The sequence below is a fragment of the Exiguobacterium sp. s128 genome (genome assembly GCF_018618815.1).
In the GTDB taxonomy this organism is placed as follows: domain Bacteria; phylum Bacillota; class Bacilli; order Exiguobacteriales; family Exiguobacteriaceae; genus Exiguobacterium_A; species Exiguobacterium_A antarcticum.
In genome coordinates this window covers 1-23,109 of sequence record NZ_JACSMT010000017.1, presented here as the reverse complement: position 1 = coordinate 23,109, position 23,109 = coordinate 1, and the positions used below count along the sequence as shown (strand labels likewise).

The 23,109-nt window shown below is 47.4% G+C and carries 24 protein-coding genes, 1 rRNA gene and 2 other annotated features; all 25 genes read right to left on the bottom strand.

The window, feature by feature from the left end; genetic code table 11:
• Positions 1-14: 14 nt before the first annotated feature.
• Positions 15-3,572 (bottom strand): DNA-directed RNA polymerase subunit beta, encoded by a 3,558-nt coding sequence (gene rpoB / locus KNQ13_RS08305; RefSeq protein WP_026830525.1) that lies wholly within the window; start codon positions 3,570-3,572, stop codon positions 15-17.
• A 231-nt stretch (positions 3,573-3,803) separates the two neighbouring features.
• Complete coding sequence (locus KNQ13_RS08300) at positions 3,804-4,400, bottom strand: class I SAM-dependent methyltransferase (RefSeq protein WP_026830524.1); 597 nt, start codon at positions 4,398-4,400, stop codon at positions 3,804-3,806.
• Positions 4,401-4,484: 84 nt separating this feature from the next.
• On the bottom strand, positions 4,485-4,850 hold the full coding sequence (gene rplL / locus KNQ13_RS08295) for a 50S ribosomal protein L7/L12 (RefSeq protein WP_012368999.1): 366 nt from the start codon (positions 4,848-4,850) through the stop codon (positions 4,485-4,487).
• A 76-nt stretch (positions 4,851-4,926) separates the two neighbouring features.
• Positions 4,927-5,433: a 50S ribosomal protein L10 gene (gene rplJ, locus KNQ13_RS08290; protein WP_014969141.1), complete on the bottom strand. Its 507-nt coding sequence runs from the start codon at positions 5,431-5,433 to the stop codon at positions 4,927-4,929.
• A gap of 50 nt (positions 5,434-5,483) precedes the next feature.
• Positions 5,484-5,638, bottom strand: a sequence feature (ribosomal protein L10 leader region).
• 54 nt (positions 5,639-5,692) lie between these two features.
• Positions 5,693-6,379, bottom strand: a complete 687-nt coding sequence (gene rplA, locus KNQ13_RS08285) for a 50S ribosomal protein L1 (protein ID WP_014969140.1) — start codon at positions 6,377-6,379, stop codon at positions 5,693-5,695.
• A gap of 116 nt (positions 6,380-6,495) precedes the next feature.
• On the bottom strand, positions 6,496-6,921 hold the full coding sequence (gene rplK / locus KNQ13_RS08280; RefSeq protein WP_012368996.1) for a 50S ribosomal protein L11: 426 nt from the start codon (positions 6,919-6,921) through the stop codon (positions 6,496-6,498).
• A gap of 149 nt (positions 6,922-7,070) precedes the next feature.
• Positions 7,071-7,622, bottom strand: a complete 552-nt coding sequence (gene nusG / locus KNQ13_RS08275; RefSeq protein ID WP_014969139.1) for a transcription termination/antitermination protein NusG — start codon at positions 7,620-7,622, stop codon at positions 7,071-7,073.
• A 19-nt stretch (positions 7,623-7,641) separates the two neighbouring features.
• Positions 7,642-7,812 carry a preprotein translocase subunit SecE gene (gene secE, locus KNQ13_RS08270; protein ID WP_014969138.1) on the bottom strand — a complete coding sequence of 57 codons (171 nt, stop codon included), beginning with the start codon at positions 7,810-7,812 and terminating at the stop codon, positions 7,642-7,644.
• Between the two features lie 44 nt (positions 7,813-7,856).
• The gene (rpmG, locus tag KNQ13_RS08265; protein ID WP_012368993.1) at positions 7,857-8,003 is read right to left on the bottom strand and encodes a 50S ribosomal protein L33; all 147 of its coding nucleotides are present in this window, start codon (positions 8,001-8,003) and stop codon (positions 7,857-7,859) included.
• Between the two features lie 157 nt (positions 8,004-8,160).
• Complete coding sequence (sigH, locus tag KNQ13_RS08260; protein WP_026830523.1) at positions 8,161-8,802, bottom strand: RNA polymerase sporulation sigma factor SigH; 642 nt, start codon at positions 8,800-8,802, stop codon at positions 8,161-8,163.
• A gap of 193 nt (positions 8,803-8,995) precedes the next feature.
• Positions 8,996-9,526, bottom strand: coding sequence for an NYN domain-containing protein (locus tag KNQ13_RS08255; RefSeq protein WP_026830522.1), 531 nt, complete (start codon positions 9,524-9,526; stop codon positions 8,996-8,998).
• Positions 9,523-10,287: a 23S rRNA (guanosine(2251)-2'-O)-methyltransferase RlmB gene (rlmB, locus tag KNQ13_RS08250; protein WP_014969135.1), complete on the bottom strand. Its 765-nt coding sequence runs from the start codon at positions 10,285-10,287 to the stop codon at positions 9,523-9,525. The genes KNQ13_RS08255 and rlmB overlap by 4 nt, the downstream gene beginning before the upstream one ends.
• 88 nt (positions 10,288-10,375) lie before the next feature.
• The gene (locus tag KNQ13_RS08245; protein WP_026830521.1) at positions 10,376-10,780 is read right to left on the bottom strand and encodes a Mini-ribonuclease 3; all 405 of its coding nucleotides are present in this window, start codon (positions 10,778-10,780) and stop codon (positions 10,376-10,378) included.
• Positions 10,777-12,174 (bottom strand): cysteine--tRNA ligase, encoded by a 1,398-nt coding sequence (gene cysS / locus KNQ13_RS08240; RefSeq protein WP_026830520.1) that lies wholly within the window; start codon positions 12,172-12,174, stop codon positions 10,777-10,779. The genes KNQ13_RS08245 and cysS overlap by 4 nt, the downstream gene beginning before the upstream one ends.
• A complete protein-coding gene (cysE, locus tag KNQ13_RS08235; RefSeq protein WP_014969132.1) occupies positions 12,128-12,811 on the bottom strand; it encodes a serine O-acetyltransferase in 684 nt (227 codons plus the stop codon). The genes cysS and cysE overlap by 47 nt, the downstream gene beginning before the upstream one ends.
• 45 nt (positions 12,812-12,856) lie before the next feature.
• Positions 12,857-13,074, bottom strand: a binding site (T-box leader).
• Positions 13,074-14,519: a glutamate--tRNA ligase gene (gene gltX, locus KNQ13_RS08230; protein ID WP_014969131.1), complete on the bottom strand. Its 1,446-nt coding sequence runs from the start codon at positions 14,517-14,519 to the stop codon at positions 13,074-13,076. (Overlaps the previous feature by 1 nt.)
• A 45-nt stretch (positions 14,520-14,564) precedes the next feature.
• Positions 14,565-15,047, bottom strand: a complete 483-nt coding sequence (gene ispF / locus KNQ13_RS08225; protein WP_014969130.1) for a 2-C-methyl-D-erythritol 2,4-cyclodiphosphate synthase — start codon at positions 15,045-15,047, stop codon at positions 14,565-14,567.
• Between the two features lie 2 nt (positions 15,048-15,049).
• Positions 15,050-15,733: a 2-C-methyl-D-erythritol 4-phosphate cytidylyltransferase gene (gene ispD / locus KNQ13_RS08220; protein WP_026830519.1), complete on the bottom strand. Its 684-nt coding sequence runs from the start codon at positions 15,731-15,733 to the stop codon at positions 15,050-15,052.
• 58 nt (positions 15,734-15,791) lie between these two features.
• The gene (locus tag KNQ13_RS08215; protein ID WP_014969128.1) at positions 15,792-16,883 is read right to left on the bottom strand and encodes a PIN/TRAM domain-containing protein; all 1,092 of its coding nucleotides are present in this window, start codon (positions 16,881-16,883) and stop codon (positions 15,792-15,794) included.
• 131 nt (positions 16,884-17,014) lie between these two features.
• Positions 17,015-18,391, bottom strand: a complete 1,377-nt coding sequence (radA, locus tag KNQ13_RS08210; protein ID WP_026830518.1) for a DNA repair protein RadA — start codon at positions 18,389-18,391, stop codon at positions 17,015-17,017.
• A 79-nt stretch (positions 18,392-18,470) separates the two neighbouring features.
• Complete coding sequence (clpC, locus tag KNQ13_RS08205) at positions 18,471-20,918, bottom strand: ATP-dependent protease ATP-binding subunit ClpC (RefSeq protein ID WP_014969126.1); 2,448 nt, start codon at positions 20,916-20,918, stop codon at positions 18,471-18,473.
• Positions 20,918-21,991: an ATP--guanido phosphotransferase gene (locus KNQ13_RS08200; RefSeq protein WP_026830517.1), complete on the bottom strand. Its 1,074-nt coding sequence runs from the start codon at positions 21,989-21,991 to the stop codon at positions 20,918-20,920. The genes clpC and KNQ13_RS08200 overlap by 1 nt, the downstream gene beginning before the upstream one ends.
• A complete protein-coding gene (locus tag KNQ13_RS08195; protein WP_026830516.1) occupies positions 21,984-22,412 on the bottom strand; it encodes a hypothetical protein in 429 nt (142 codons plus the stop codon). Before KNQ13_RS08195 ends, KNQ13_RS08200 begins: the two co-directional genes overlap by 8 nt.
• Before the next feature lie 16 nt (positions 22,413-22,428).
• Complete coding sequence (locus KNQ13_RS08190; protein ID WP_014969123.1) at positions 22,429-22,884, bottom strand: CtsR family transcriptional regulator; 456 nt, start codon at positions 22,882-22,884, stop codon at positions 22,429-22,431.
• Between the two features lie 140 nt (positions 22,885-23,024).
• Positions 23,025-23,109: ribosomal RNA gene (gene rrf, locus KNQ13_RS16325) — 5S ribosomal RNA — on the bottom strand; the annotation flags it as partial.

Here is a 23,109-nt window from a genome sequence, read left to right as displayed (position 1 = left end):
GACCTCCCTTTCGCTTATTCCTCTTCAGTAACAACTGGTGCGACAGGCGCTTGAACTTCTTCGAGTGCTGGAGTCGCGTTCGGGATATTGTCATCGTCATCGTCTTTCATTTCGATCTCTTCATCTTCGGCAGACATCATCTTAACATCCATACCGAGGGATTGAAGCTCTTTAATGAGGACTCGGAACGATTCAGGTACGCCCGGTTGTGGTACGTTTTCACCTTTAACGATCGCTTCATATGCTTTAACACGACCGATTGTATCATCCGACTTGATCGTCAGGATCTCTTGGAGCGTATAAGCGGCACCATATGCTTCCAGTGCCCATACTTCCATCTCACCGAAACGCTGTCCACCGAACTGGGCTTTACCACCGAGCGGCTGTTGCGTAACGAGTGAGTAAGGACCCGTCGAACGTGCATGAAGTTTATCATCGACCATGTGGGCGAGTTTGATCATATACATGACACCAACCGAGATACGGTTATCGAAGGCTTCACCAGAACGTCCATCATAGAGGATAGTTTTAGCGTCACGGTCCATACCGGCTTCTTCAATCGTTGCCCAAACATCTTCCTCACGCGCACCATCAAATACTGGCGATGCGACTTTGATTCCGAGTTGGCGTGCAGCCATACCAAGGTGAAGCTCGAGCAACTGCCCGATGTTCATCCGCGATGGTACACCAAGTGGATTCAACATGATGTCGATTGGTGTGCCGTCTGGCATGTACGGCATGTCTTCTTCTGGCAGGATACGTGAGATAACACCCTTGTTACCGTGACGTCCCGCCATTTTATCTCCTTCGTGAATCTTACGCTTCTGAACGATATACGCACGGATCAACTGGTTGACACCAGGTGACAGTTCGTCGCCGTTATCACGATCAAAGATTTTCACGTCAAGGATGATACCGTCGCCGCCGTGTGGTACACGGAGTGAAGTATCACGGACTTCACGTGCTTTTTCACCGAAGATTGCATGAAGCAAACGTTCTTCAGCCGTCAATTCCGTTACGCCCTTAGGTGTAACTTTACCGACTAGGATATCCCCGTCTTTCACCTCAGCACCGACGCGGATGATTCCGCGATCGTCGAGATTTTTCAAGGCGTCGTCGCCGACGTTCGGAATGTCACGAGTGATCTCTTCCGGTCCGAGTTTTGTATCACGTGACTCACACTCATATTCCTCAATGTGGATCGACGTGTAGACATCATCTTTCACAAGACGTTCGCTCATGATGACGGCATCCTCGTAGTTGTAACCATCCCATGTCATGAAACCGACGAGTACGTTACGACCAAGCGCAAGTTCCCCACCGTCCATCGATGGACCATCTGCAAGAATCTCGCCTTTGTCGACTGGATCGCCTGCTTTGATGATTGGTTTTTGGTTATAGCACGTTCCTTGGTTGGAACGAATGAATTTTTGGATCTTATAACGATCGAGTTCGCCTTGAACGATGTTGCCATCGACTTCCGTCGTACGACGGACAAGGATTTCACGCGCCGTTACACGCTCAGCGATACCTGAATGTTTTGCAACAACGGCAGCACCTGAGTCTTTTGCAGACACGTACTCCATCCCAGTCCCAACAATCGGTGATTCCGGGTCGAGAAGTGGTACGGCCTGACGTTGCATGTTCGCTCCCATGAGGGCACGGTTCGAGTCATCGTTCTCTAGGAACGGGATACATGCCGTCGCTGCCGAAACAACCTGTTTCGGTGAAACGTCCATGTAATCGACACGAGGTGGTTCAACAGACAAGTTTTGTCCGCGGAAACGAGATAAGACGTGTGTATCTTGGAACGTCTTCTCTTCCGTCAATAACATGTTTGCCTGTGCGACGACGTAGAGATCTTCTTCGTCTGCCGTCATGTAGTGAATCTCATTCGTGACGACACCCGTTTCCGGATTGACACGACGGTATGGCGCTTCAATGAAACCATACTCATTGACCTTCGCGAACGAAGACAGTGAGTTGATCAGCCCGATGTTCGGACCCTCAGGCGTTTCGATTGGACACATACGGGAATAATGCGAGTAGTGAACATCTCGAACTTCAAAGCCGGCGCGCTCACGTGTGAGACCACCGGGTCCAAGTGCAGAGAGACGACGTTTGTGCGTCAACTCAGCAAGCGGGTTCGTTTGGTCCATGAACTGCGATAACTGCGAGCTACCGAAGAACTCTTTAATCGATGCAATAACCGGACGAATGTTGATCAATGCCTGTGGCGTGATCGCATTCTGATCCTGAATCGACATCCGCTCCTTAACGACACGTTCCATCCGGGAAAGACCGATCCGGAACTGGTTTTGGAGCAATTCACCGACTGAACGGAGACGACGGTTACCGAGGTGGTCGATATCGTCTGTCGTTCCTACTTCATGCAACAAGTTGAAGAAATAGTTGATCGCAGCAATCATGTCAGCAGGCGTAATGTGCTTGATGTCACGATCGATGTTACCGTTACCGATGATATTGATGATGCGTTCACCTTCAGCATCGTCCGGTGCGAACACCTTGATCGACTGTAAGTTGAAAGCTTCACCTTGTGTCACGCCGCCAGTTGGCGTCGCTTCGATGTAACCAACAGATCCTTCAAGGAATGGTAAGACTTTGTCGAGCATACGACGGTCAAGTACTGTTCCTTCTTCTGCGATTACTTCCCCTGTCTCAGGATCCACAAGCGTTTCTGCAAGTTTCTGTCCGAACAGACGATTCTTCAAATGAAGTTTTTTATTGATTTTATAACGACCAACGTTTGCCAAATCATAACGTTTCGGGTCAAAGAACCGTGACACGAGAAGTGCTTTCGCATTTTCGACAGTCGGTGGTTCTCCCGGACGTAGACGCTCATAAATCTCGATGAGGGCTTTTTCCGTTGTTTCTGTATTATCTTTTTCAAGGGAGTTACGGAGGTATTCATCATCTCCAAGAAGATCGATGATTTCCTGATCCGTACCGAAACCAAGAGCACGTAAAAGAACCGTTACTGGAATCTTACGCGTGCGGTCGATTCGGACGTATACGATATCCTTCGCATCTGTCTCAAGTTCGAGCCATGCTCCACGGTTCGGGATGACCGTTGCCGAAAATCCACGTTTACCGTTCTTATCTAACTTATTGTTGTAATACACACTTGGCGAACGAACAAGCTGAGAAACGATGACTCGTTCCGCACCATTAATAATGAATGTTCCCGACTCCGTCATAAGCGGGAAGTCACCCATGAAGACTTCTTGTTCCTTCAATTCACCCGTCTCTTTGTTTTGAAGACGGACTTTTACGCGTAGTGGTGCCGAATAGGTCACATCGCGTTCTTTTGATTCATCAGTCGAATACTTTGGCTCTCCGAGCGAGTAATCGATGAATTCTAATACGAGATTTCCTGTGAAGTCGGAAATCGGCGAGATATCACGAAACATCTCACGAAGACCTTCCCGCAGGAACCATTCATATGAATTCGTTTGAATCTCAATAAGGTTTGGAAGTTCTAAAACTTCGCTGATACGTGCATAGCTTCTTCTCTGACGGTGACGACCGTACTGAACAAGTTGACCAGTCAACTGATTCACCTCTCAGACCCAGTTCTTCTTCTAGAGAAGGACGGGTGTAATATCGAACATTGAAGCCATTTTTTGACCGATAAGCGCAAAAAAAGCGACGTCTTGTCTACTCAATCATCTGTAGTCGAGAACGCCAGCTGCTTCAAACTGCTTATCCAAAAATCACTCCAATGGCATTTTATAATATTATCATAGACACTAGACAAGGTCAACGACAAATCACTCGATTTGTCAAGACCGAATTGATTTAAATATCGAGTACCCTTTATCCCGGGTAATCGTCTCACATGAACCGAAGACTTCTTCCATCAATTTTTTAGCTGACGGTCCGCCTTGTTTTTTCTGAATGACGACCCATAAGGCACCGCCGACTTCCAAATGATCATACGCTTCTCGTAAAATACGGTGGACAACTGTTTTCCCTGCCCGAATCGGTGGATTCGTCACGATCGCTGCAAACGTCTGATCAGCCACGCCAGCATATCCGTCACTTACACCGGTCGTCACGGAAACACCATTCGCGCGTGCATTTTCAGCAGCAAGCTCAAGTGCTCGCTCATTCACATCCACTAAAACCACATCTCGTCCTGTCGTCTTCGCAAGCGAAATCCCCATCGGTCCATACCCGCAACCCACATCCAGAATCGCACCCGTTATGTCCGGTTCGACAAACGCTTCAATGAGTAGATGTGACCCAAAATCAACGCCACCCTTCGAAAAGACTCCATGATCGGATGTAAAACGGAACGTTTCACCACGCAAGATAAACTCCCACGACTTCGGATCCCGTTTCGAGGAGGGATCATTTGTATAATAATGATCTGCCATGTTTCCTTCCCCTCTCTGCATTAAAGTTGAAAACAAAAGAAGCCCGCAAAGCGAGCTTCTTTTGTTTTTTAAGGAAGAAGAAAATTACTTAACTTCTACGCTTGCGCCAGCTTCTTCAAGCTTAGCTTTGATTGCGTCAGCGTCTTCTTTCGAAACGCCTTCTTTAACTGGAGCTGGAGTTCCGTCAACGAGTGCTTTCGCTTCTTTAAGACCGAGGCCTGTCAATTCGCGAACTGCTTTGATGACGTTGATTTTACCAGAACCTGCGCTAGTAAGGATTACGTCGAATTCAGTTTGCTCTTCAGCTGCTGCTGCGCCTGCACCTGCTGCTGCTACTGGAGCTGCTGCTGATACGCCGAATTCTTCTTCGATTGTTTTTACGAGTTCGTTAAGTTCAAGAACAGTCATGCCCTTGAGGTCTTCGATAAATTGCTCTTTGTTGAAAGCCATTATGGTTTTCCTCCTTTGATTTAGCCCACGTTGGGGTTTGAAAAATTGTGTGTTTGCCTATCCCGCTAAGCGGACATTAAGCAGATTGTTCTTCTTTTTGCTCTGCAATTGCGTTCGTTGCCACCGCAAGACCGCGGATTGGCGCTTGAAGCACGCTGAGAAGCATCGAAAGGAGACCTTCGCGTGACGGAAGTTCCGCAAGGGCTTTGACATCTTCTACTGAAGTGACTTTGCCTTCGATGATACCACCTTTAAGCTCAAGAGCTTTGTGTTCTTTCGAGAAGTTGTTTAAGATCTTAGCTGGAGCGATAACGTCTTCATTGCTGAAGGCGATCGCAGTAGGACCTGTAAAGACTTCCTCAAGACCTTCAAGATTGCTTTGAACTGCTGCACGGCGGAGGAGACCGTTTTTGTAAACTTTGAATTCAACGCCCGCTTCGCGGAGTTGTTTACGAAGTTCAGTTACTTCGTCTACTGTGAGACCACGGTAGTCGACGACGATCGTTCCAGCACTCGCTTGCATTTTCTCAGCGATCTCAGATACGAGATCCGCTTTGACAGCGATAACTTTTTCGTTTGCCATTTCTGTTGCACCTCCTGGTAAATGGAATGTACCGGCGCGAGGGGCTGCTCGATTTCAAATAAAAAGCCTCCGTCTGCAAAGCAGAGGAGGCGTAATCGTCAAAAAGGATACCTGAACAAACAGGCTCTCTGAGCAAGAACACCTCGGAAGGGTTTATGCTCAATCGATGAGCACCTTCTGTCTACGGTATGTCGAATATATCAACGTTTTATACTGTAACAGCGTTCTTAGAACGTTGTCAAGTTCGTTTTAGACGAAATTATTTCGCGAAGTCAACCGCAGATACTTTTACACCAGGACCCATTGTTGAAGCGATCGCGATGTTCTTCAGGTAAACACCTTTAGCAGTAGCTGGTTTAACTTTGACGAGAGTTTCCATAACGGTCGTGATGTTTTCAATCAACTTCTCGTTATCGAATGATTTTTTACCGACTGGAACGTGGATGTTACCTGATTTGTCAACGCGGTACTCAACTTTACCAGCTTTGATATCGTTGATTGCTTTTGTGACGTCAAATGTAACTGTTCCTGTTTTCGGGTTAGGCATGAGGCCTTTAGGTCCGAGAACACGGCCGAGTTTACCAACTTCACCCATCATGTCAGGTGTCGCAACGATAACATCGAAGTCGAACCATCCTTGTTGGATTTTAGTGATGTACTCAGAATCACCAGCGAAGTCTGCTCCAGCAGCTTCCGCTTCTTTTAATTTCTCACCTTTAGCAAAGACGAGAACTTTTTGTGTTTTACCAGTACCGTGTGGCAATACGACTGCTCCACGGATTTGTTGATCTGCTTTCTTCGGATCGACTCCGAGACGAACAGCAAGTTCGATTGTTTCATCGAATTTCGCAGTTGCAGACTTTTTAGTAAGATCTACAGCTTCAGCGAGTTCGTATGAAACCGTACGATCGATAAGTTTAGCAGCTTCTTTATACTTCTTACCCATTTTAGGTTCCTCCTTTGTGGTTGTGCGGAAAATCCTCCCACATAATGAAAGGGTAGCAAGGCTTCAAGTAACTATCCGCCTGCGACCCTCATCGTTGTTCATTGTAATCAAAAGACTTAGTCTTCGATTACGATACCCATAGAACGTGCAGTACCTTCAACCATCAACATCGCTGTTTCAACAGATGCTGCGTTGAGGTCTGGCATTTTCGTTTCAGCGATTTCGCGAACTTTGTCACGTTTGACAGTCGCTACTTTCTTACGGTTAGGCTCGCCTGAACCGCTCTCGATTCCAGCTGCTTTCTTCAAGAGAACTGCTGCTGGTGGAGTTTTAGTAATAAACGTAAATGAACGATCTTCAAAAACCGTGATGACTACAGGAATAATCAAGCCGGCTTGGTCTTGTGTACGAGCGTTAAACTCTTTACAGAAGCCCATAATGTTCACACCTGCTTGACCGAGTGCCGGTCCAACTGGTGGAGCTGGGTTTGCTTTGCCCGCAGGAATTTGAAGTTTAACTAGTTTCATAACCTTCTTCGCCACGAGACACACCTCCTTAATTCTTTAATGTGGTTTAATTGGACGTTGCGCGTCCTCCCACTCATTCTATTCGACGAGTAATTTATCGAAATAAGCACAACATCAAACAGGAAAAATTGTACCATTAAAACAAAAGTTTCGCAATAGGAAACTTAATCTATTTTCTCAACCTGCGAGAAATCAAGCTCCACTTTCGTTTCACGACCGAACATATCGACAGAAACCTTCATTTTTTCCGTTTCCGTGTCGAGCTCTTCAACCGTTCCTTCTAGGTTCTCAAACGCACCTTCTTTGATCCGAACAATTTGTCCCATCGTAAAGTCATAACGACTCTTCATGTCGACAAGTCCCATTGATCCAAGAATGTTTTCTGCTTCTTCAGGAAGAAGTGGTGTCGGTTTTGAACCGCCGCCGACCGAACCAAGGAATCCTGTGACGTTCGGCGTGTTACGGACGACATACCAAGAATCATCGGTCATGACCATTTCCACAAGGACATACCCTGGGAAGATCTTGATTTCACGTTCCTTGATTTTCGTCTCACCTTTTTTATTTGTTACTTCTTCCTGTACCGTTTCGATCGGAACGAGTACACGGAAGATCTTCTCGTCCATGTTCATAGATTCGATCCGACGTTCAAGGTTTGCCTTGACGTTGTTTTCGAATCCAGAGTACGTTTGGACAACAAACCACTGCTTATCCATGGTACGTCACCTCTTCTTTTTACTTAATCAACCAACTCATGAATGCGCTGAGCCCAGAATCGATACCGAAGATGAAGACACCCATGAAAATGACCATACCGATTACGGTCAGCGTATACTTCGTCAGTTCTTTTCGTTTTGGCCAGCTCGTCTTTTTCAGTTCATTCCATACGTCACGCAAAAATTTCATCGTACTTTCCCTCCAGGATGTATTAAATCGGGACAGATGAAGCCTTATTTCGCTTCTTTATGAATCGTATGCGCGTTACAGCGGCGACAGAACTTTTTTAGTTCCAAGCGGATGCTGACATCCTCTTTTTTCATCGTCGTGTAGTCGCGGGCACCGCAAATATCACAAGCAAGGCCTACTTTCTTAGCCATCTCAAACGACCTCCTTCTTTGCCACTCCTTCTCTTCAAGAAGAGAACCCTCTCTCCAAAAAAGAGCGTAAAAAAAAACGCCTCTGAGCGGCGTCTCGCTAGTAAGGCGCTATTTATACAGTAGCACACCGGGATGAGGTGGTCAATCCACCTCTCGATCATACGGTCAGTTTCCGTGCCTCGAGGTACCGTTCTAATTTCTTCTTGACACGTTGAAGGGCATTGTCGATTGACTTGACATGACGATCGAGATCATCCGAAATTTCTTGATACGTTCTCCCATCGAGATAAAGAGCAAGGACTTTACGTTCGAGATCACTCAAAATTTCATCCATCTTACTTTCGATGTCCGCATACTCTTCCCGGTTCACAATCAGAATTTGTGGATCGGAAGGGACCGTCGATGTGATGATGTCGAGTAACGTCCGCTCTGATTCATCATCGTAAATCGGCTTATCAAGCGAAATGTATGAATTGAGCGGAATATGTTTTTGCCGTGTCGCGGTTTTGATTGCCGTGATCATCTGTCGTGTGATACAGAGTTCGGCAAATCCTTTGAAAGAAGCGAGCTTATCCGTCCGATAATCACGGACTGCTTTATATAGTCCGATCATTCCTTCTTGAATGATATCTTCCCGGTCCGCCCCAATCAAGAAATAGGACCGTGCCTTTGCACGCACGAAGTTCCGATACCGCTCGATCAGAAATTCGAGCGCATCACTGTTGTCAAATACCTTCGCTTGTTCCACAAGCGCCTCATCGGTCATGCACTCAAACTGGTCGAACGAAACCAAACTCATCCTTCATCCCTCCAAGCTTCTCTGACAAACTAATCGATTGTTTCTAATTATACAATAATTTCCTATCGTACGACAATAAAAATTGGCATGACCTCTTTTTTCTTCCATTTTGGCACATGGTGATCTGACAGATGATTTAAAGACAAAAAACGAGATCCACGATTTACTCGTGAATCCCGTTCGTCCAACCCTGTCATGAATCCGAGTTTTTACGCCGGCGTATTTGTTCGAGACGTTCGATGACATCTGCCGGCATATCAATCGTCGACCGTGGTTTTTTGCTTGTCTTCGAAACCGACGTCTGTCCTCGAATGACCACGACAGCTGCTTTCCAATCGCGGCGTAACTCTTGTGCCGAGATACGAAGCGCCCCCAGCGTAAAGATGACCCATTGCTCCGTAAAATCATTGGTCGCAACGGTCAACTTGACCCGGATATCTTGTAACCACTCTGCTGCTGTTTTCTCAATCCATTCATCGGCCGTTTCATTTTCACGGGTATAAATGACTTCAATCCCACTTTTCTTGATCCGGGATTCTCGTCCCGGTTGGAGATAGGCATCGAAGACAATCGTCACGCTAATTCCTGTTACAGCTTGGTACTCGGCCATCGCATCGACCAATCGTTCCCGTGCTAATTCAAAATCCTGCTCCCGCAATGTCCGGAATTCCGGCCATGCGCCAATGATATTGTAGCCATCAACGATCAGACGGTCATATTTCATCGCGAATACGGCTTTCTCGTCCGGTAGACCTCATACAACAGTAAAGAGGCTGCGACGGACGCATTCAGCGACGTGACGTGCCCTGCCATCGGGAGATGGACAAGAAAATCACATTTTTCGCGGACGAGCCGGCTCATCCCTTTTCCTTCACTGCCGATGACGATCCCGAGTGGCATCGTCCCGTCGAGCGTCCGGTAGTCGTCACTTTCACGTGCATCCGTTCCGACAAACCAGATGCCTTTTTTCTTCAAGTCTTCCATCGTCCGGGTCAAGTTCGTCACACGGACGACCGGTATATGTTCGATCGCACCGGTAGATGCTTTCGCGACGACCTGCGTCAATCCGACGGACCGGCGTTTTGGGATAATGACGCCGTGAGCACCGACCGCATCCGCCGTCCGGAGAATCGATCCCAGATTATGCGGGTCTTCCAGTTCATCCAGCAAAATCATCAATGGGGTCTCGTCTTTTTTCTCCGCGAGCGCAAAAATGTCATCGAGTTCCGCATATTCGTAAGCCGCGACGGCCGCGACGACTCCTTGGTGGTTGTCACTCCCCGTCAGGCCATGGAGCTTCGAACGGGGAACGATTTGCGTCTGGACACCGGCTTCTTTGGCCATCGCGTGAATGACCGCGAGTGGTCCTTTCTGTTGCCCTTCTTGAATGAACAGCTTGTTCATCTCACGTCCCGTCCGTAAGGCTTCAAGGACCGGGTTCCGTCCGTATAAGAAATCTTGCCCTTCTTCGAGCGGCTCAATCACGATCGGGTCTTCCTGTTTCTTTTCAATCCATTTCTGTTTCTCAACACTCGGCTTATCGCCTTTTGGTTTCCGTAATGGGTGGCCTGATTTATTTTCCGTCCGTTGCTTCGTTTTCGAGTAATGTGAACGCTTGTCCGATGAGTTCTTCAAGACGATTCCCTCCTTTTGAAAGATAAACATATCCTAACAGGGCTTCAAATGCCGTCGCGTAACGATACGTGTGGACATCCGTACTTTTAGGTACAGAACCTGATTTCGCATTTTTACCACGACGGACGACAGCCTGTTCTTCTTCCGTTAACGTGTCCGTGTTCAGCCAGTGGGTGACGACTAAGGCCTGAGCTTGCGCCCGGACATATCGGATCGCCGCCTGATGCAGGTCTCCCGGTTTGACGAACCCTTGATCGAGTAACCGTTCCCGGACATGTAATTCATACACGACATCCCCCATATAGGCGAGTGCCAAGGCATTTAATTGTTTATAATTTTTCATCCGCGCTTCCACCGCATCCCTTGCGCCGTGTCTTCAAGTAAGATGCCCTGGTCACGCAGTTGATCCCGGATTGCGTCAGCCCGTGCGAAGTCACGGTCTTTTCGTGCCGTGTCCCGGTCACGGATCAATTGTTCGACTTCTTCGTCGAGCAATCCTTTATCGACCGTGAGTGTGACACCAAGAACGGTCGACAATTCATCGAAGACGGCTAAAAATCGTTCAAGGACTTCCGTTGCGACTTGGTCCTCTCCGAGATACAGGTTTGCTTCTTTGGATAAATCAAACAAATCCGTTACCGCATTCGCCGTATTGAAGTCGTCATCCATCGATGTCACGAAATGTTGTTTGATCGCTTCAATCCGTTTCAACCACTTTTCATTTGATGTGCCCAGGTTCGCCGTCATCGTCAGACGATGTTCGACGTTTGCGACCGATTCACGGATCCGCGCCAGACCATTTGCCGCCTGATCGATCAGTTCACGGCTGTAGTTGATCGGATGACGGTATTGGACCGATAACATGAAGAAACGTAAGACCATCGGATCGACCGCTTGGATCGCTTCGTGGACCGTCAGGAAATTCCCGAGTGATTTTGACATCTTTTCATTTTCAATATTGAGGAATCCATTATGCATCCAGTAATTGGCGAACTTTTGCGAGTTACAAGCTTCCGACTGAGCAATCTCATTTTCATGGTGTGGGAATTTTAAGTCTTGTCCTCCCGCGTGAATATCAATCGTATCGCCGAGATACTTTTTCGCCATCGCCGAGCATTCGATGTGCCAGCCGGGACGCCCTTCGCCCCACGGACTGGTCCATGCCGGCTCACCTGGTTTTGCCGCTTTCCATAACACGAAGTCGAGTGGATCTTCTTTTTTCTCACCCACTTCAATCCGGGCGCCGGACCGGAGCTCATCGATCGACTGTTGGCTCAATTGCCCGTAGTTCTCAAAGCTGCGTGTCCGGAAATAGACATCGCCACTTGATGCATAGGCGTTTCCTTTTTCGACGAGCACTTCGATGAAGGCGATGATATCGTCCATCGTTTCCGTGACGAGCGGATGGATATCTGCTTTTTGGACATTCAACGCGCCGGTATCCGCATGATACGCGTCGATGAAACGTTTCGTTAATTCGTGGTAATCTTCTCCCAGTTCATTGGCCGTCCGAATGATTTTATCGTCGACATCCGTGAAGTTCGAGACGTATTTCACTTCATATCCACGATACGTGAAGTAGCGGCGGACGGTATCAAACACGATGGCCGGACGGGCATTTCCGATATGAATGTAATTGTAGACAGTTGGTCCACAGACATACATCTTGACCTTGCCTTCTTCTAACGGTTTAAATGGTTCCTTTTTTCCGGTCATGCTGTTGTAAAGTTGTATCATGGCGGCGTCCTCCTTTTATTCGTTCAATCTCACGTTTTAGTTGTTCGAGCTCTAGTTCAATTCGTTCTTGGCATTCACGGACCGGGTCCGGTAACTGATGATCTAATGGCGCATCGACTTTGATCCCGTCTTGGACGACGACTCGACCAGGAATCCCGACGACTGTTGCGTTTGCCGGCACATCCTTTAACACCACGGAACTCGCACCGATTTTGGAGGAATCTCCTATTTTAATATCTCCGAGCACGCGGGCTCCCGCTGAAACGAGGACCCCATTTCCGAGTGTCGGATGCCGTTTCCCCGTCTCTTTCCCCGTTCCGCCAAGCGTCACACCTTGAAACAGGGTGACATCATCCCCGATGATCGCCGTTTCACCAATGACGACCCCCATACCATGGTCGATGAAAAAGCGTCGTCCGATTGTTGCTCCAGGATGGATTTCAATCCCCGTTAAGAAACGACTGAATTGAGCGAGCATCCGGGCAGCCAGATGCAGATTCATCTTCCACAAACGATGAGCGAATCGGTGCATCCAGACGGCATGGAGTCCAGGATAGGTCAATACGACTTCGACCGTACTCCGTGCTGCCGGATCTTGCTTAAATACATTTCGGATATCTTCACGCATCCGTGTCATGTTCGTTCTCCTCTCCATAAGAAAAAGCGCCCCCGTGCATCGCTGCACAGAGACGCTAATCAGCGCGGTCCCACTCTGTTTGGATGAAAAACTTCATCCCTCTCCGATCCGTTAACGCCGGAGATACGTCTACGCCTACTCTCACTGATTTCGGGTAGCACTCAGAGGGGCATTTCGAAACGCGTCTGTTCAAGCTCTCTCATCACGCAAGCTCGTCTCTGTACAACAGGCATCGTTCCTACTTTCCTCATCTACGCTTTATTTATGCGTCCAGACGCGCGAGTACGCGGTCTTTTCCTAATAGTTGAATCGTGTTCGGAAGTTCTGGTCCGTGTGTCTGTCCGGTCGTTGCGACGCGGATTGGCATGAACAAGTTTTTTCCTTTTTGTCCAGTTGCTTTTTGTGTCGATTTAATCGCACCTTTGATGGCTTCCGGCGTCCAGTCTTCAAGTGTCCGCAACTGAGTCGCGAACTCACTTAAGACGGTAGGAACCATTTCTCCTGCCAAAACAGTGTTTGCCTCTTCATCATACACCAGTTCTTCTTCAAAAAACATCTCTGAAAGCTCAACGATTTCTGCACCATGTGTCATCTGTTCCCGGTACAGTCCGACTAGATCTTGTGCCCAGATTCGTTCTTCTTCCGTCGGCTCACTTGATACACGACCCGCTTCTTGTAAAAACGGTAAACTGGCTTCGAACACTTCTTCAAACGATTGGTGTTTCATATATTGTCCGTTGATCCAAGCCAATTTCTGCTGATCGAAGACAGCTGGACTTTTCGAAAGACGGGAGGCATCGAAGATTTCAATGAACTCTTCCTTCGTAAAGATTTCTTGTTCACCAACCGGCGACCAACCAAGTAACGTCACGAAGTTGAGTAACGCTTCTGGCAGATATCCGAGATCTTTATACTGCTCGATGTATTGAATGATCGATTGGTCACGTTTTGACAACTTTTTATGCTCTTCATTGACGATCAGCGTCATGTGACCGAACGTTGGATATTCCCAACCGAACGCATCATAAATCATCATCTGTTTTGGTGTGTTCGAGATATGATCGTCACCACGAAGCACATGGCTGATTGCCATCAAGTGATCATCGATGACAACAGCAAAGTTGTATGTCGGGATACCGTCCTTCTTGACGATGACCCAATCTCCGAAGTCTTTTGACTCAAACGAGACGTCTTCTTTAACGATATCATGCCATGTATACGTCACATCTTCCGGTACACGAATCCGGATCGATGGTGTTCGTCCTTCTGCAACAAATGCCTCTTCTTGCTCTTGCGTCAAGTTACGGTGTGCACCAGAATAACGTGGCGCTTCACCACGGGCGATCTGGGCTTCCCGCTCTGCTTCGAGCTCTTCTGATGTCATATAGCAGCGATACGCAAGCCCTTTTTCAAGCAACTCGTCCGTATACTTTTTGTATAGATCCAGTCGTTCCATCTGGAAGTAAGGACCGTATTCGCCGCCACGACCCGGACCTTCATCCCAATCGATGCCGAGCCACTCCAGATACTTCATCTGACTTTCGACACCGCCGTCAATGTTTCGTTTCTGGTCCGTATCCTCGATTCGTAAAATCATTTTCCCGCCTGCATGTCGTGCGAACAGGTAGTTAAACAACGCTGTTCGTGCGTTTCCAATATGAAGATGTCCCGTTGGACTTGGTGCATAACGTACACGTACTTCTGCCATTACCGATCCACTCCCTTAGTCTAAAATTCGCTTACCTAGTATACCTTATTCTTCGATTCGTTTCAGCAAAATCACAGCCTGGCATGCGATTCCTTCTTCACGTCCCGTAAAGCCAAGCCATTCTGTCGTCGTTGCCTTCACATTGATTTGTTCAATATCTGCTTCGAGCAGTTCTGCGATCCGGGCACGCATCGTATCGATATATGGACGTAATTTCGGCGCCTGTGCAATCACCGTCGCATCGAGATTACCAAGTTCATATCCCTGCTCCTTGACGAGCGCATACACATGTTGCAACAGTTTTGCGGAATCCGCATCTTTGAATTCCGGATCCGTGTCCGGAAAATGTTTCCCGATGTCGCCTGCTGCGATCGCTCCAAGTGCCGCATCGGCAATCGTATGTAACAAGACATCCGCATCGGAATGACCGAGTAATCCTTTTGTGTGCGGAATTTCGATTCCACCTAAAATCAGTTTCCGATCCTCTGCAAACGCATGTACATCAAATCCTTGTCCAATTCGAATCATCATCATTTCCCCCGTTTCGTTAAAATCGCTTCACCAAATACTAAATCGTCGGGTGTCGTTACTTTAATGTTCTCGTATTGTCCGGTCACCTGAGTCACCGTACCTCCGTCCCATTCTATCAAACTTGCATCATCCGTACCTAAAAATTCTGTGGCTGCTTTTTCATGGACCGTCCGAATCGTCTCGAGTTGAAACGCTTGTGGGGTTTGAGCCGCCATCAACTGCTCCCGTGGAACGGTTTCGACAATCCTATCCTGCTCGACCCGTTTGACGGTATCTTTGATAGGGACGGCAAGAATGGCCGCACCCGTTACTTCAGCTGCTGCGACGACACGGTGAATCGCGTCGAGTGTCACGAATGGACGTGCCCCATCATGGATCAGGACGATGCCGGGCTCGGTGATCACGGCTAATCCTCGCCGGACACTCTCCTGCCGTTCGCGTCCACCTGGAATCAGTTGGATTGTCGTCTCGTACTGCGCCGTGATCGATTCAAACCAAGTCTGTTCTGCTGGATTGATTGCAAGGATGATTTCAAGACATTGATCGTCTTGTTCGAAGACATCCAGTGTCCACTCGATGATGGAGCGGTTTCGTAACAACAACATCAATTTATTTCGATCGGCTCCCATCCGTTTACCTGCTCCGGCAGCCGGAATGACAATGCGATAAGTCTGTTCTTTCATCTAGTTCCCTCTTTTCCCATAAGTAAAGACTGCCAAAACGAATTTGGCAGCCTGCTGTTTATTTTTCTTGAGGTTTTGCAAAAATCATCCGTCCAGCAGACGTTTGAAGCACACTGGTCACGACGACACCAATCGTCTTCGAAATCAGATGTTTTCCTTCTTCGACGACGACCATCGTTCCGTCTTCGAGATAAGCGATCCCCTGCTTTTGTTCTTTTCCTTCTTTGATGACAAGAACCGTCATCTCTTCACCGGGAATGACCACCTGCTTGACGGCATTCGCTAAATCATTGATGTTGAGAACAGGAACATTCCGGACTTCGCAGACCTTATTTAAGTTGTAGTCATTTGTGACGACGATCCCTTTGATCAATTCGGCGAGCTTAATCAACTTGATGTCCACTTCCGACACGTCTTCAAAATCACCATCATAAATTTCGACTTCCATTCCGGGAATCGACTGCAATTCTTTTAAGACATCCAGTCCACGGCGTCCACGGTTCCGTTTCAGTGTATCCGATGAGTCCGCGATATACTGTAACTCTCCGATGACGAATTGCGGAACGATCAATTTCCCTTCGACGAAACCTGTTTTCGCGATGTCGGTAATCCGACCGTCGATGATGACACTCGTATCGAGGACTTTACTGTTCGATTTTGTGACGACGACAGGTTCTGCCACCGCTTTTTTCTCTGCTTGATTACTGTTATTGCGCAAGAAGACTTTTGTCAGTTCGTGACGTTTCCGGTAACCGACCGTAAATCCAAGGTACCCGAACAGTGCCGTGACAAAAATCGTTAAGACGTTGCTGAGTAGCGGAATATCAACGAGTTCGATTAACATGCTGACGAGAAAGGCCATGACGAGACCAATCAGTAGACCGAATGTGCCGAAAAATAAATCAGCGACAGGTGCTTTGACTAACTTTTCTTCTAAAAACCGGAGAAGTCGAATCACAGAATCCGTAATGAATAATCCAATTAATAAAAATATGAGTGCACCAATCGTTCCTGTTACATATGTGGTCATCAACCAGTCCGGGAAAGCCATCTTCGTCGCGGCTTCAATCAGTTGAAATAATTCAGGAAGCAACAAGATACCAAGCGCAAGACCTAGTAACGCAAAAAAGATCCTGATGACGATTTTCAATCTCCCCACCTCCTTTTATTATTTTAAGTTCATTGTAACATGTATTTATTTGAATCACCTACGCCTTAGGAAGGGGATACTGTTTACAGGTCTGTGACAGTTGCCCCTTCCTTTATCGTAGTTGCACTGACTTAAAAAGGAATCGTTTCGCGTAATGCTTCATCCACACTTTCGACACCAATCACTGTGATGCCTGGAGGATACGTCCATCCACCTAAGTTGTTTTTCGGAATGATGGCACGCGTGAAACCAAGTTTTGCAGCTTCCGCGACCCGTTGCTCGATCCGTGACACCCGTCGGACTTCTCCTGTCAAGCCGACTTCGCCGATGACGACGTCGGTCGGTCGTGTCGGTTTATCCCGAAAACTCGAAGCGACGGCGACACAAATCGCTAAATCAATCGCTGGTTCATCCAGTTTGACACCACCCGCTGCCTTGAGATATGCATCTTGTGTCTGAAGTAATAAGCCGGACCTTTTTTCTAAAACCGCCATCAACAGGGCCACTTTATTCTGATCGATTCCGGTCGCCATACGACGTGGGTTTCCGAATGAAGTCGGTGAAATCAAGGCTTGTAATTCGACAAGAACCGTTCGTGTCCCTTCCATCGAAGCAACGATCGTCGAACCGGACACCCCGGACGTCCGTTCTTCCAAGAAGATTTCTGACGGATTCAAGACTTCTTCGAGACCTGACTCCCGCATTTCAAAGATTCCAATCTCATTGGTCGAGCCAAATCGGTTTTTGACAGCCCGTAAAATCCGAAACGTATGGTGACGTTCCCCTTCGAAATACAACACGGCATCCACCATGTGCTCAAGCAGACGTGGACCGGCAATCGACCCTTGCTTCGTCACGTGACCAACGATGAAGATGGCAATCCCACGACTCTTAGCAATTTTCATCAACATGGCTGTACATTCACGAACTTGGGTCACACTTCCTGGTGCGGACTGAATCTCATCAATATAAACCGTTTGGATCGAATCGATGATTAAGAAAGCAGGATTTTCTTCATCGACGACCCGCTCGATCATGTTCATGTCAGTCTCACTGAGGACAAATAAATCCTGAGTCGGTAAGCCGAGTCGCTCCGCTCTTAATTTCGTCTGCTTCAGTGATTCCTCACCGGAAATATAAAGCACCTTTTCACCACGCTGTGCGAGACGAGCACTCGTCTGGAGTAAAATCGTCGACTTCCCGATTCCGGGATCACCTCCGACGAGCACCATCGAGCCTGGTACGATTCCGCCACCGAGGACACGGTCAAACTCACTACTCCCTGTGAAGACACGACTCTCTTCTTGCGATACGATATCCGACAGTCGCTCCGGTTTTAATTGTTTAGTTGTCGTATGGACAAAAGCCGATCCACGCCGTGCCTTTTTCTCCTCGATGACTTCCTCCACCATCGTATTCCACTCACCACAGCCGGAGCAACGCCCCATCCATTTTGGAGATTCCGTCCCACAGCTTTGACAAACAAATTTTGTCTTCAGTTTAGCCAATCGATTCATCCTTTCTCTTTATCAAGAAAAAAGTCCAGCTTTCGCCTCATACTTGCGAAAGCTGGACCCTGTTGATCACTTATTCAGTGGTTGCTGGTTCAGCTTGATGACGGCGGACGATGAATTCGCCATCTTCGACATCAAGTGCTACACGTTCACCTTTTTGGATGTCTCCCGCAAGCAAGGCTTCCGACAAACGATCCTCCGCTTCACGTTGAAGCGCACGGCGAATCGGACGCGCTCCGTACTCTGGATCATATCCGATATCCGCAATTTTCGAGAGCGCAGCTGGCGTCAACTCGAAATGCACTTGTTGTTCAGCAAGTCGTTTTTCAAGCGTTTTAGCCATCAATTTAACGATTTCTTCGATGTGTTTCTTCTCAAGTGAGTGGAAGACGATCGTTTCGTCGATCCGGTTCAAGAACTCAGGGCGGAAGGCTTTTTTCAACTCATCCATGACTTTACCCTTCATGTCTTTATACTCACGATCCGTGTCATCTGATACGGCAAATCCAACATATTTATTTCGTTTGAGTGCACTTGCTCCGACGTTTGATGTCATGACGATGATTGTATTCCGGAAGTCGACAGTGCGACCTTTTGAATCCGTCAAACGTCCGTCATCCAGCACTTGAAGTAAGATGTTGAAGACTTCAGGGTGCGCTTTTTCGATCTCATCGAGCAAGATGACAGAGTATGGTTTGCGGCGAACTTTTTCTGTTAATTGACCGCCTTCTTCATACCCGACATATCCCGGAGGCGAACCGACTAGGCGACTTGTCGCATGTTTCTCCATGTACTCAGACATGTCGATTCGGATGATGGCATCCTCGTCACCGAACATCGCTTCCGCAACCGCTCGTGCGAGTTCCGTTTTACCGACACCAGTCGGACCGAGGAAGATAAACGAACCAATCGGACGTTTTGGATCTTTGAGTCCAGCCCGAGCACGACGGATGGCTTTTGAAATGGATTTAACCGCTTCGTTTTGACCGATGACGCGACCATGAAGAATTTCTTCGAGACGCAATAAACGATCTGTTTCTTCTTCCGCGATTTTCGTGACGGGAACACCTGTCCAGTTGGCGACGACTTGTGCGATATCGTCTTTTGTGACTTCAAGTTTTTCGTTGCCTTGCTTGTTCTGCCATTCCTCTTTCAAACGCTCCAGCTCGTCGCGCAATTTTTGTTCCGTGTCGCGAAGACTTGCTGCCTTTTCGAATTCCTGACTTTGAACGGCTTCATCTTTATCTTTACGAATACCTTCAAGCTTTGCTTCGACTTCTTTTAAGTTGGGTGGTGCTGTATACGAACGAAGACGGACTTTCGAAGCTGCTTCATCAACCAGGTCGATGGCTTTATCCGGTAGGAAACGGTCCGAAATGTACCGATCCGAAAGTGTAACCGCTTCGTGAATCGCTTCATCCGTGATGGTGACACGGTGATGTGCTTCATAACGGTCACGAAGACCAAACAAGATTTGTGTTGCTTCATCCGTTGTGGGCTCAGCAACTTGGATTGGTTGGAAACGACGTTCGAGTGCCGCATCTTTTTCGATGTATTTCCGGTACTCATCAAGTGTCGTTGCTCCGACACATTGAAGTTCCCCACGTGCGAGTGATGGTTTCAGGATGTTCGACGCATCAATCGCACCTTCTGCTCCACCAGCACCGATCAACGTGTGCAGTTCATCGATGAAGAGAATGATGTTACCAGCCTGACGAATTTCGTCCATGACCTTCTTCAACCGATCTTCAAACTCACCACGATACTTCGTGCCCGCGACGAGTGTCCCCATGTCGAGTACCATGACGCGTTTATTCCGTAACGTCTCCGGCACTTCATTATTGACGATTTGTTGCGCTAGTCCTTCGACGACAGCTGTTTTACCAACACCTGGTTCCCCGATTAAGACGGGATTATTTTTCGTCCGGCGGCTTAAGACTTCAATGACACGTTGGATTTCTTTTGCACGACCAATGACTGGGTCAAGACGTGTCTCACGAGCTTGCTGTGTCAAGTCACGAGCCAGACCATCAAGCGTTGGTGTCGCGACGCCTGATCCAGCTTGTGAGGCGTTTGCTGTCGTTTCACTGTTGCCTAACAGTTGTAATACTTGTTGACGCGCTTTTGAGAGACTGATCCCGAGGTTGTTTAAGACACGTGCCGCGACACCTTCTCCTTCACGGATCAAACCGAGCAAGAGGTGTTCTGTTCCGACATACGAGTGACCCAGTTTACGCGCTTCATCCATCGAAAGTTCGATAACCTTTTTCGCACGTGGTGTATAGTGAATCGTCGTCGCACCATCTTGACCACGACCGATCAATGCTTCGACTTCCATTTGAATCTTATCTGAACTGAGTCCGAGTGCCGTTAATGCTTTCGCCGCAATCCCGTCTCCTTCACGTACAAGTCCGAGTAAAATATGTTCTGTCCCGATATTATGGTGACCAAGACGTACCGCTTCTTCTTGAGCAAGTGCGAGTACGCGTTGAGCACGTTCTGTGAATCGTCCAAACATCATTACGCAAAACCTCCTTGTGTGTGATCCCTTTTTGTCTGCTCGGTTAACATCTCGCGAATGACAGTCGCTCGTTCGATGTCCCGTTCTCTTGATGTTAATTGTTTCCCGAAATGCTTTTGTAGAAAACCTGTTTGTAACGATACGAGTAAATGATGGAACAAACTTGGCGGAAGTTCGACTGCTAAACCTAAGCTGTCAGCCAACCGAACATCGGATAACCGTTCCGTCGCTTCTCGCGCCGTAATCAAACGCGCAGATCTTAGAATGCCGTACGACCGATACAACCGGTCCTCTAGTTCTTCTTGATACATCTCCAATAATCCTTTTCTTGCGGCTTGTTCCGCCTCAATTAATGCTTCGACGGCGAATTGATAATCGGTAATCAGCATATCTTCACTCGCTCCAAGCGTCCGTTGATTCGACAATTGAAACATTCTTCCAGACGCATCGCTACCTTCGCCGTAACGTCCACGAATCGCAAAACCCAGCTGTCGCAAGTGTTTGATATAGCCTTGGATTTGATTCGTTAGGACAAGACCAGGCAAATGTAACATCACAGACGCACGAAGACCTGTGCCGACGTTGCTCGGACAAGTCGTCAAGTAACCAAGTGTATCGTCAAAAGCGATTTTAAAGCGTTCACTAATCAACAGATCGACTTGTTTCGCTACCCGAAAAGCCTCTTCTAGTTGCAGGCCGGGTAACAATGTCTGAATGCGGAAATGATCTTCTTCATTCACCATGACACTAATTTGTTCATCTTCACTCACAAAGAGTCCTGTGCGTGGATGAGTTGCGAGTGCCGGACTGATTAAATGTTTTTCTACTAAAGCAGTTCGTGTTAAAGCATCGACTTGGTCGACCCGTCCGAATTGAAACCCTTTTAACCCCGATAGCTGTCGCTCAGTTTCATCAATCAAGGCAGCAGCCTGCGTTTCTGTCAATCTTGTCGAGAACGGATAATGGGTGACATTCCGAGCTAAACGAATCCGGGTCGAGACGACGATATCATCGTAGGGTGCTTGTTGATTCATCTTTTCGCTAAGAGGTTGCGTCAATAATTTTTCAAACATGGCGCAAATCCTCCTCCACATTTAAAATTTGTTGTTTCAGGACCTCGGCTTCTTCATAATCTTCTGATAAGATCTTACGATTCAACTGTTCTTTGAGTCGACTTAATTGTTGCGATAAACGTCTTTCGACCGACTCTTCTTCAGGCCGTGAACCATAATGTTTCGTATGACCGTGTTGAAATTGGCGAATCATCCCATCGACTTCTTCTTTAAAAAACGAATAGCATGTCGCACACCCAACTTTTCGTAAATGTAATACCTGTTGACGTGTCATTCCACATGAAGGACAAGCTGTTTCTTGATAGGCTTTGGCCATTTCCTTTACACAAACCGAACAGAGTACTTGTTCGGTTTCCTCTGTATCTTGTGGAAGTTTGACACGGACAACGGCTTCACGTTCACCACACCGTTGACAACGCATACACATTCCTCCCGTGTCAAAGTCGTTTGATTGTTTTCAAAAGTGTCTGCATCAAATGAGCCCGCATACGACGTTGATCTTCAAGTACCATCGGCAAACTTTCTTTTTGTAACAAGGATTGGACGACAATGGCTTCACGTCGTGTTAAAAGTTGTTCATTCACTAAGCGAATCAAATAATCTTCCGCTGCTTGTTCCGTCAAGTCATTCCCAATCCATCGGCTCATCTCGTCTAACAGATCATGGCTATCCAAAATTACGATTTTTTGAATCCGGATATAACCGCCACCACCACGCTTACTTTCAACAAAATAACCTTTTTCAATCGTAAAACGGGTATTGATGACATAGTTGATTTGTGATGGTACACAATCAAAACGTTCAGCAATTTCTTGACGTTTGATTTCAATTTTTTTCTCATCATGTAAAATCTGCTTTAAATAGGCTTCGATGATATCTGTGATGTTTTGCATGGGCACCACCTCTCTGACCATCTTTGACTATTGTTTGATTTAATAGTAATCATCTTAAAAGTGAAATGCAACCATTTAGTCTTTTCATTTGGTATACACAAAAAGGACCGATCTGCATATGCAGATCGGTCCTTTCAATGGCCTGGCAACGTCCTATCCTCACAGGGGGAAGCCCCCAACTACTTTCGGCGTTCAAGTGCTTAACTTCCGTGTTCGGCATGGGAA

Bases quoted from the DNA above. Each gene is read 5' to 3' on its own strand.
- rplL (WP_012368999.1), bottom strand. From the start codon at position 4,850: ATGGCTTTCAACAAAGAGCAATTTATCGAAGACCTCAAGGGCATGACT.
- KNQ13_RS08245 (WP_026830521.1), bottom strand. From the start codon at position 10,780: ATGAAAAATTATAAACAATTAAATGCCTTGGCACTCGCCTATATGGGG.
- KNQ13_RS08300 (WP_026830524.1), bottom strand. From the start codon at position 4,400: ATGGCAGATCATTATTATACAAATGATCCCTCCTCGAAACGGGATCCG.
- clpC (WP_014969126.1), bottom strand. From the start codon at position 20,918: ATGATGTTTGGACGATTCACAGAACGTGCTCAACGCGTACTCGCACTT.
- KNQ13_RS08190 (WP_014969123.1), bottom strand. From the start codon at position 22,884: ATGCAAAACATCACAGATATCATCGAAGCCTATTTAAAGCAGATTTTA.
- KNQ13_RS08195 (WP_026830516.1), bottom strand. From the start codon at position 22,412: ATGCGTTGTCAACGGTGTGGTGAACGTGAAGCCGTTGTCCGTGTCAAA.
- rplJ (WP_014969141.1), bottom strand. From the start codon at position 5,433: ATGGCAAACGAAAAAGTTATCGCTGTCAAAGCGGATCTCGTATCTGAG.
- ispF (WP_014969130.1), bottom strand. From the start codon at position 15,047: ATGATTCGAATTGGACAAGGATTTGATGTACATGCGTTTGCAGAGGAT.
- ispD (WP_026830519.1), bottom strand. From the start codon at position 15,733: ATGAAAGAACAGACTTATCGCATTGTCATTCCGGCTGCCGGAGCAGGT.
- cysS (WP_026830520.1), bottom strand. From the start codon at position 12,174: ATGATACAACTTTACAACAGCATGACCGGAAAAAAGGAACCATTTAAA.
- rplA (WP_014969140.1), bottom strand. From the start codon at position 6,379: ATGGGTAAGAAGTATAAAGAAGCTGCTAAACTTATCGATCGTACGGTT.
- cysE (WP_014969132.1), bottom strand. From the start codon at position 12,811: ATGACACGGATGCGTGAAGATATCCGAAATGTATTTAAGCAAGATCCG.
- KNQ13_RS08200 (WP_026830517.1), bottom strand. From the start codon at position 21,991: ATGTTTGAAAAATTATTGACGCAACCTCTTAGCGAAAAGATGAATCAA.
- rpmG (WP_012368993.1), bottom strand. From the start codon at position 8,003: ATGGCTAAGAAAGTAGGCCTTGCTTGTGATATTTGCGGTGCCCGCGAC.
- gltX (WP_014969131.1), bottom strand. From the start codon at position 14,519: ATGGCAGAAGTACGTGTACGTTATGCACCAAGTCCAACGGGACATCTT.
- sigH (WP_026830523.1), bottom strand. From the start codon at position 8,802: ATGAGTTTGGTTTCGTTCGACCAGTTTGAGTGCATGACCGATGAGGCG.
- KNQ13_RS08255 (WP_026830522.1), bottom strand. From the start codon at position 9,526: ATGAAATATGACCGTCTGATCGTTGATGGCTACAATATCATTGGCGCA.
- secE (WP_014969138.1), bottom strand. From the start codon at position 7,812: ATGAAATTTTTGCGTGACGTATGGAATGAACTGAAAAAGACGAGCTGG.
- nusG (WP_014969139.1), bottom strand. From the start codon at position 7,622: ATGGATAAGCAGTGGTTTGTTGTCCAAACGTACTCTGGATTCGAAAAC.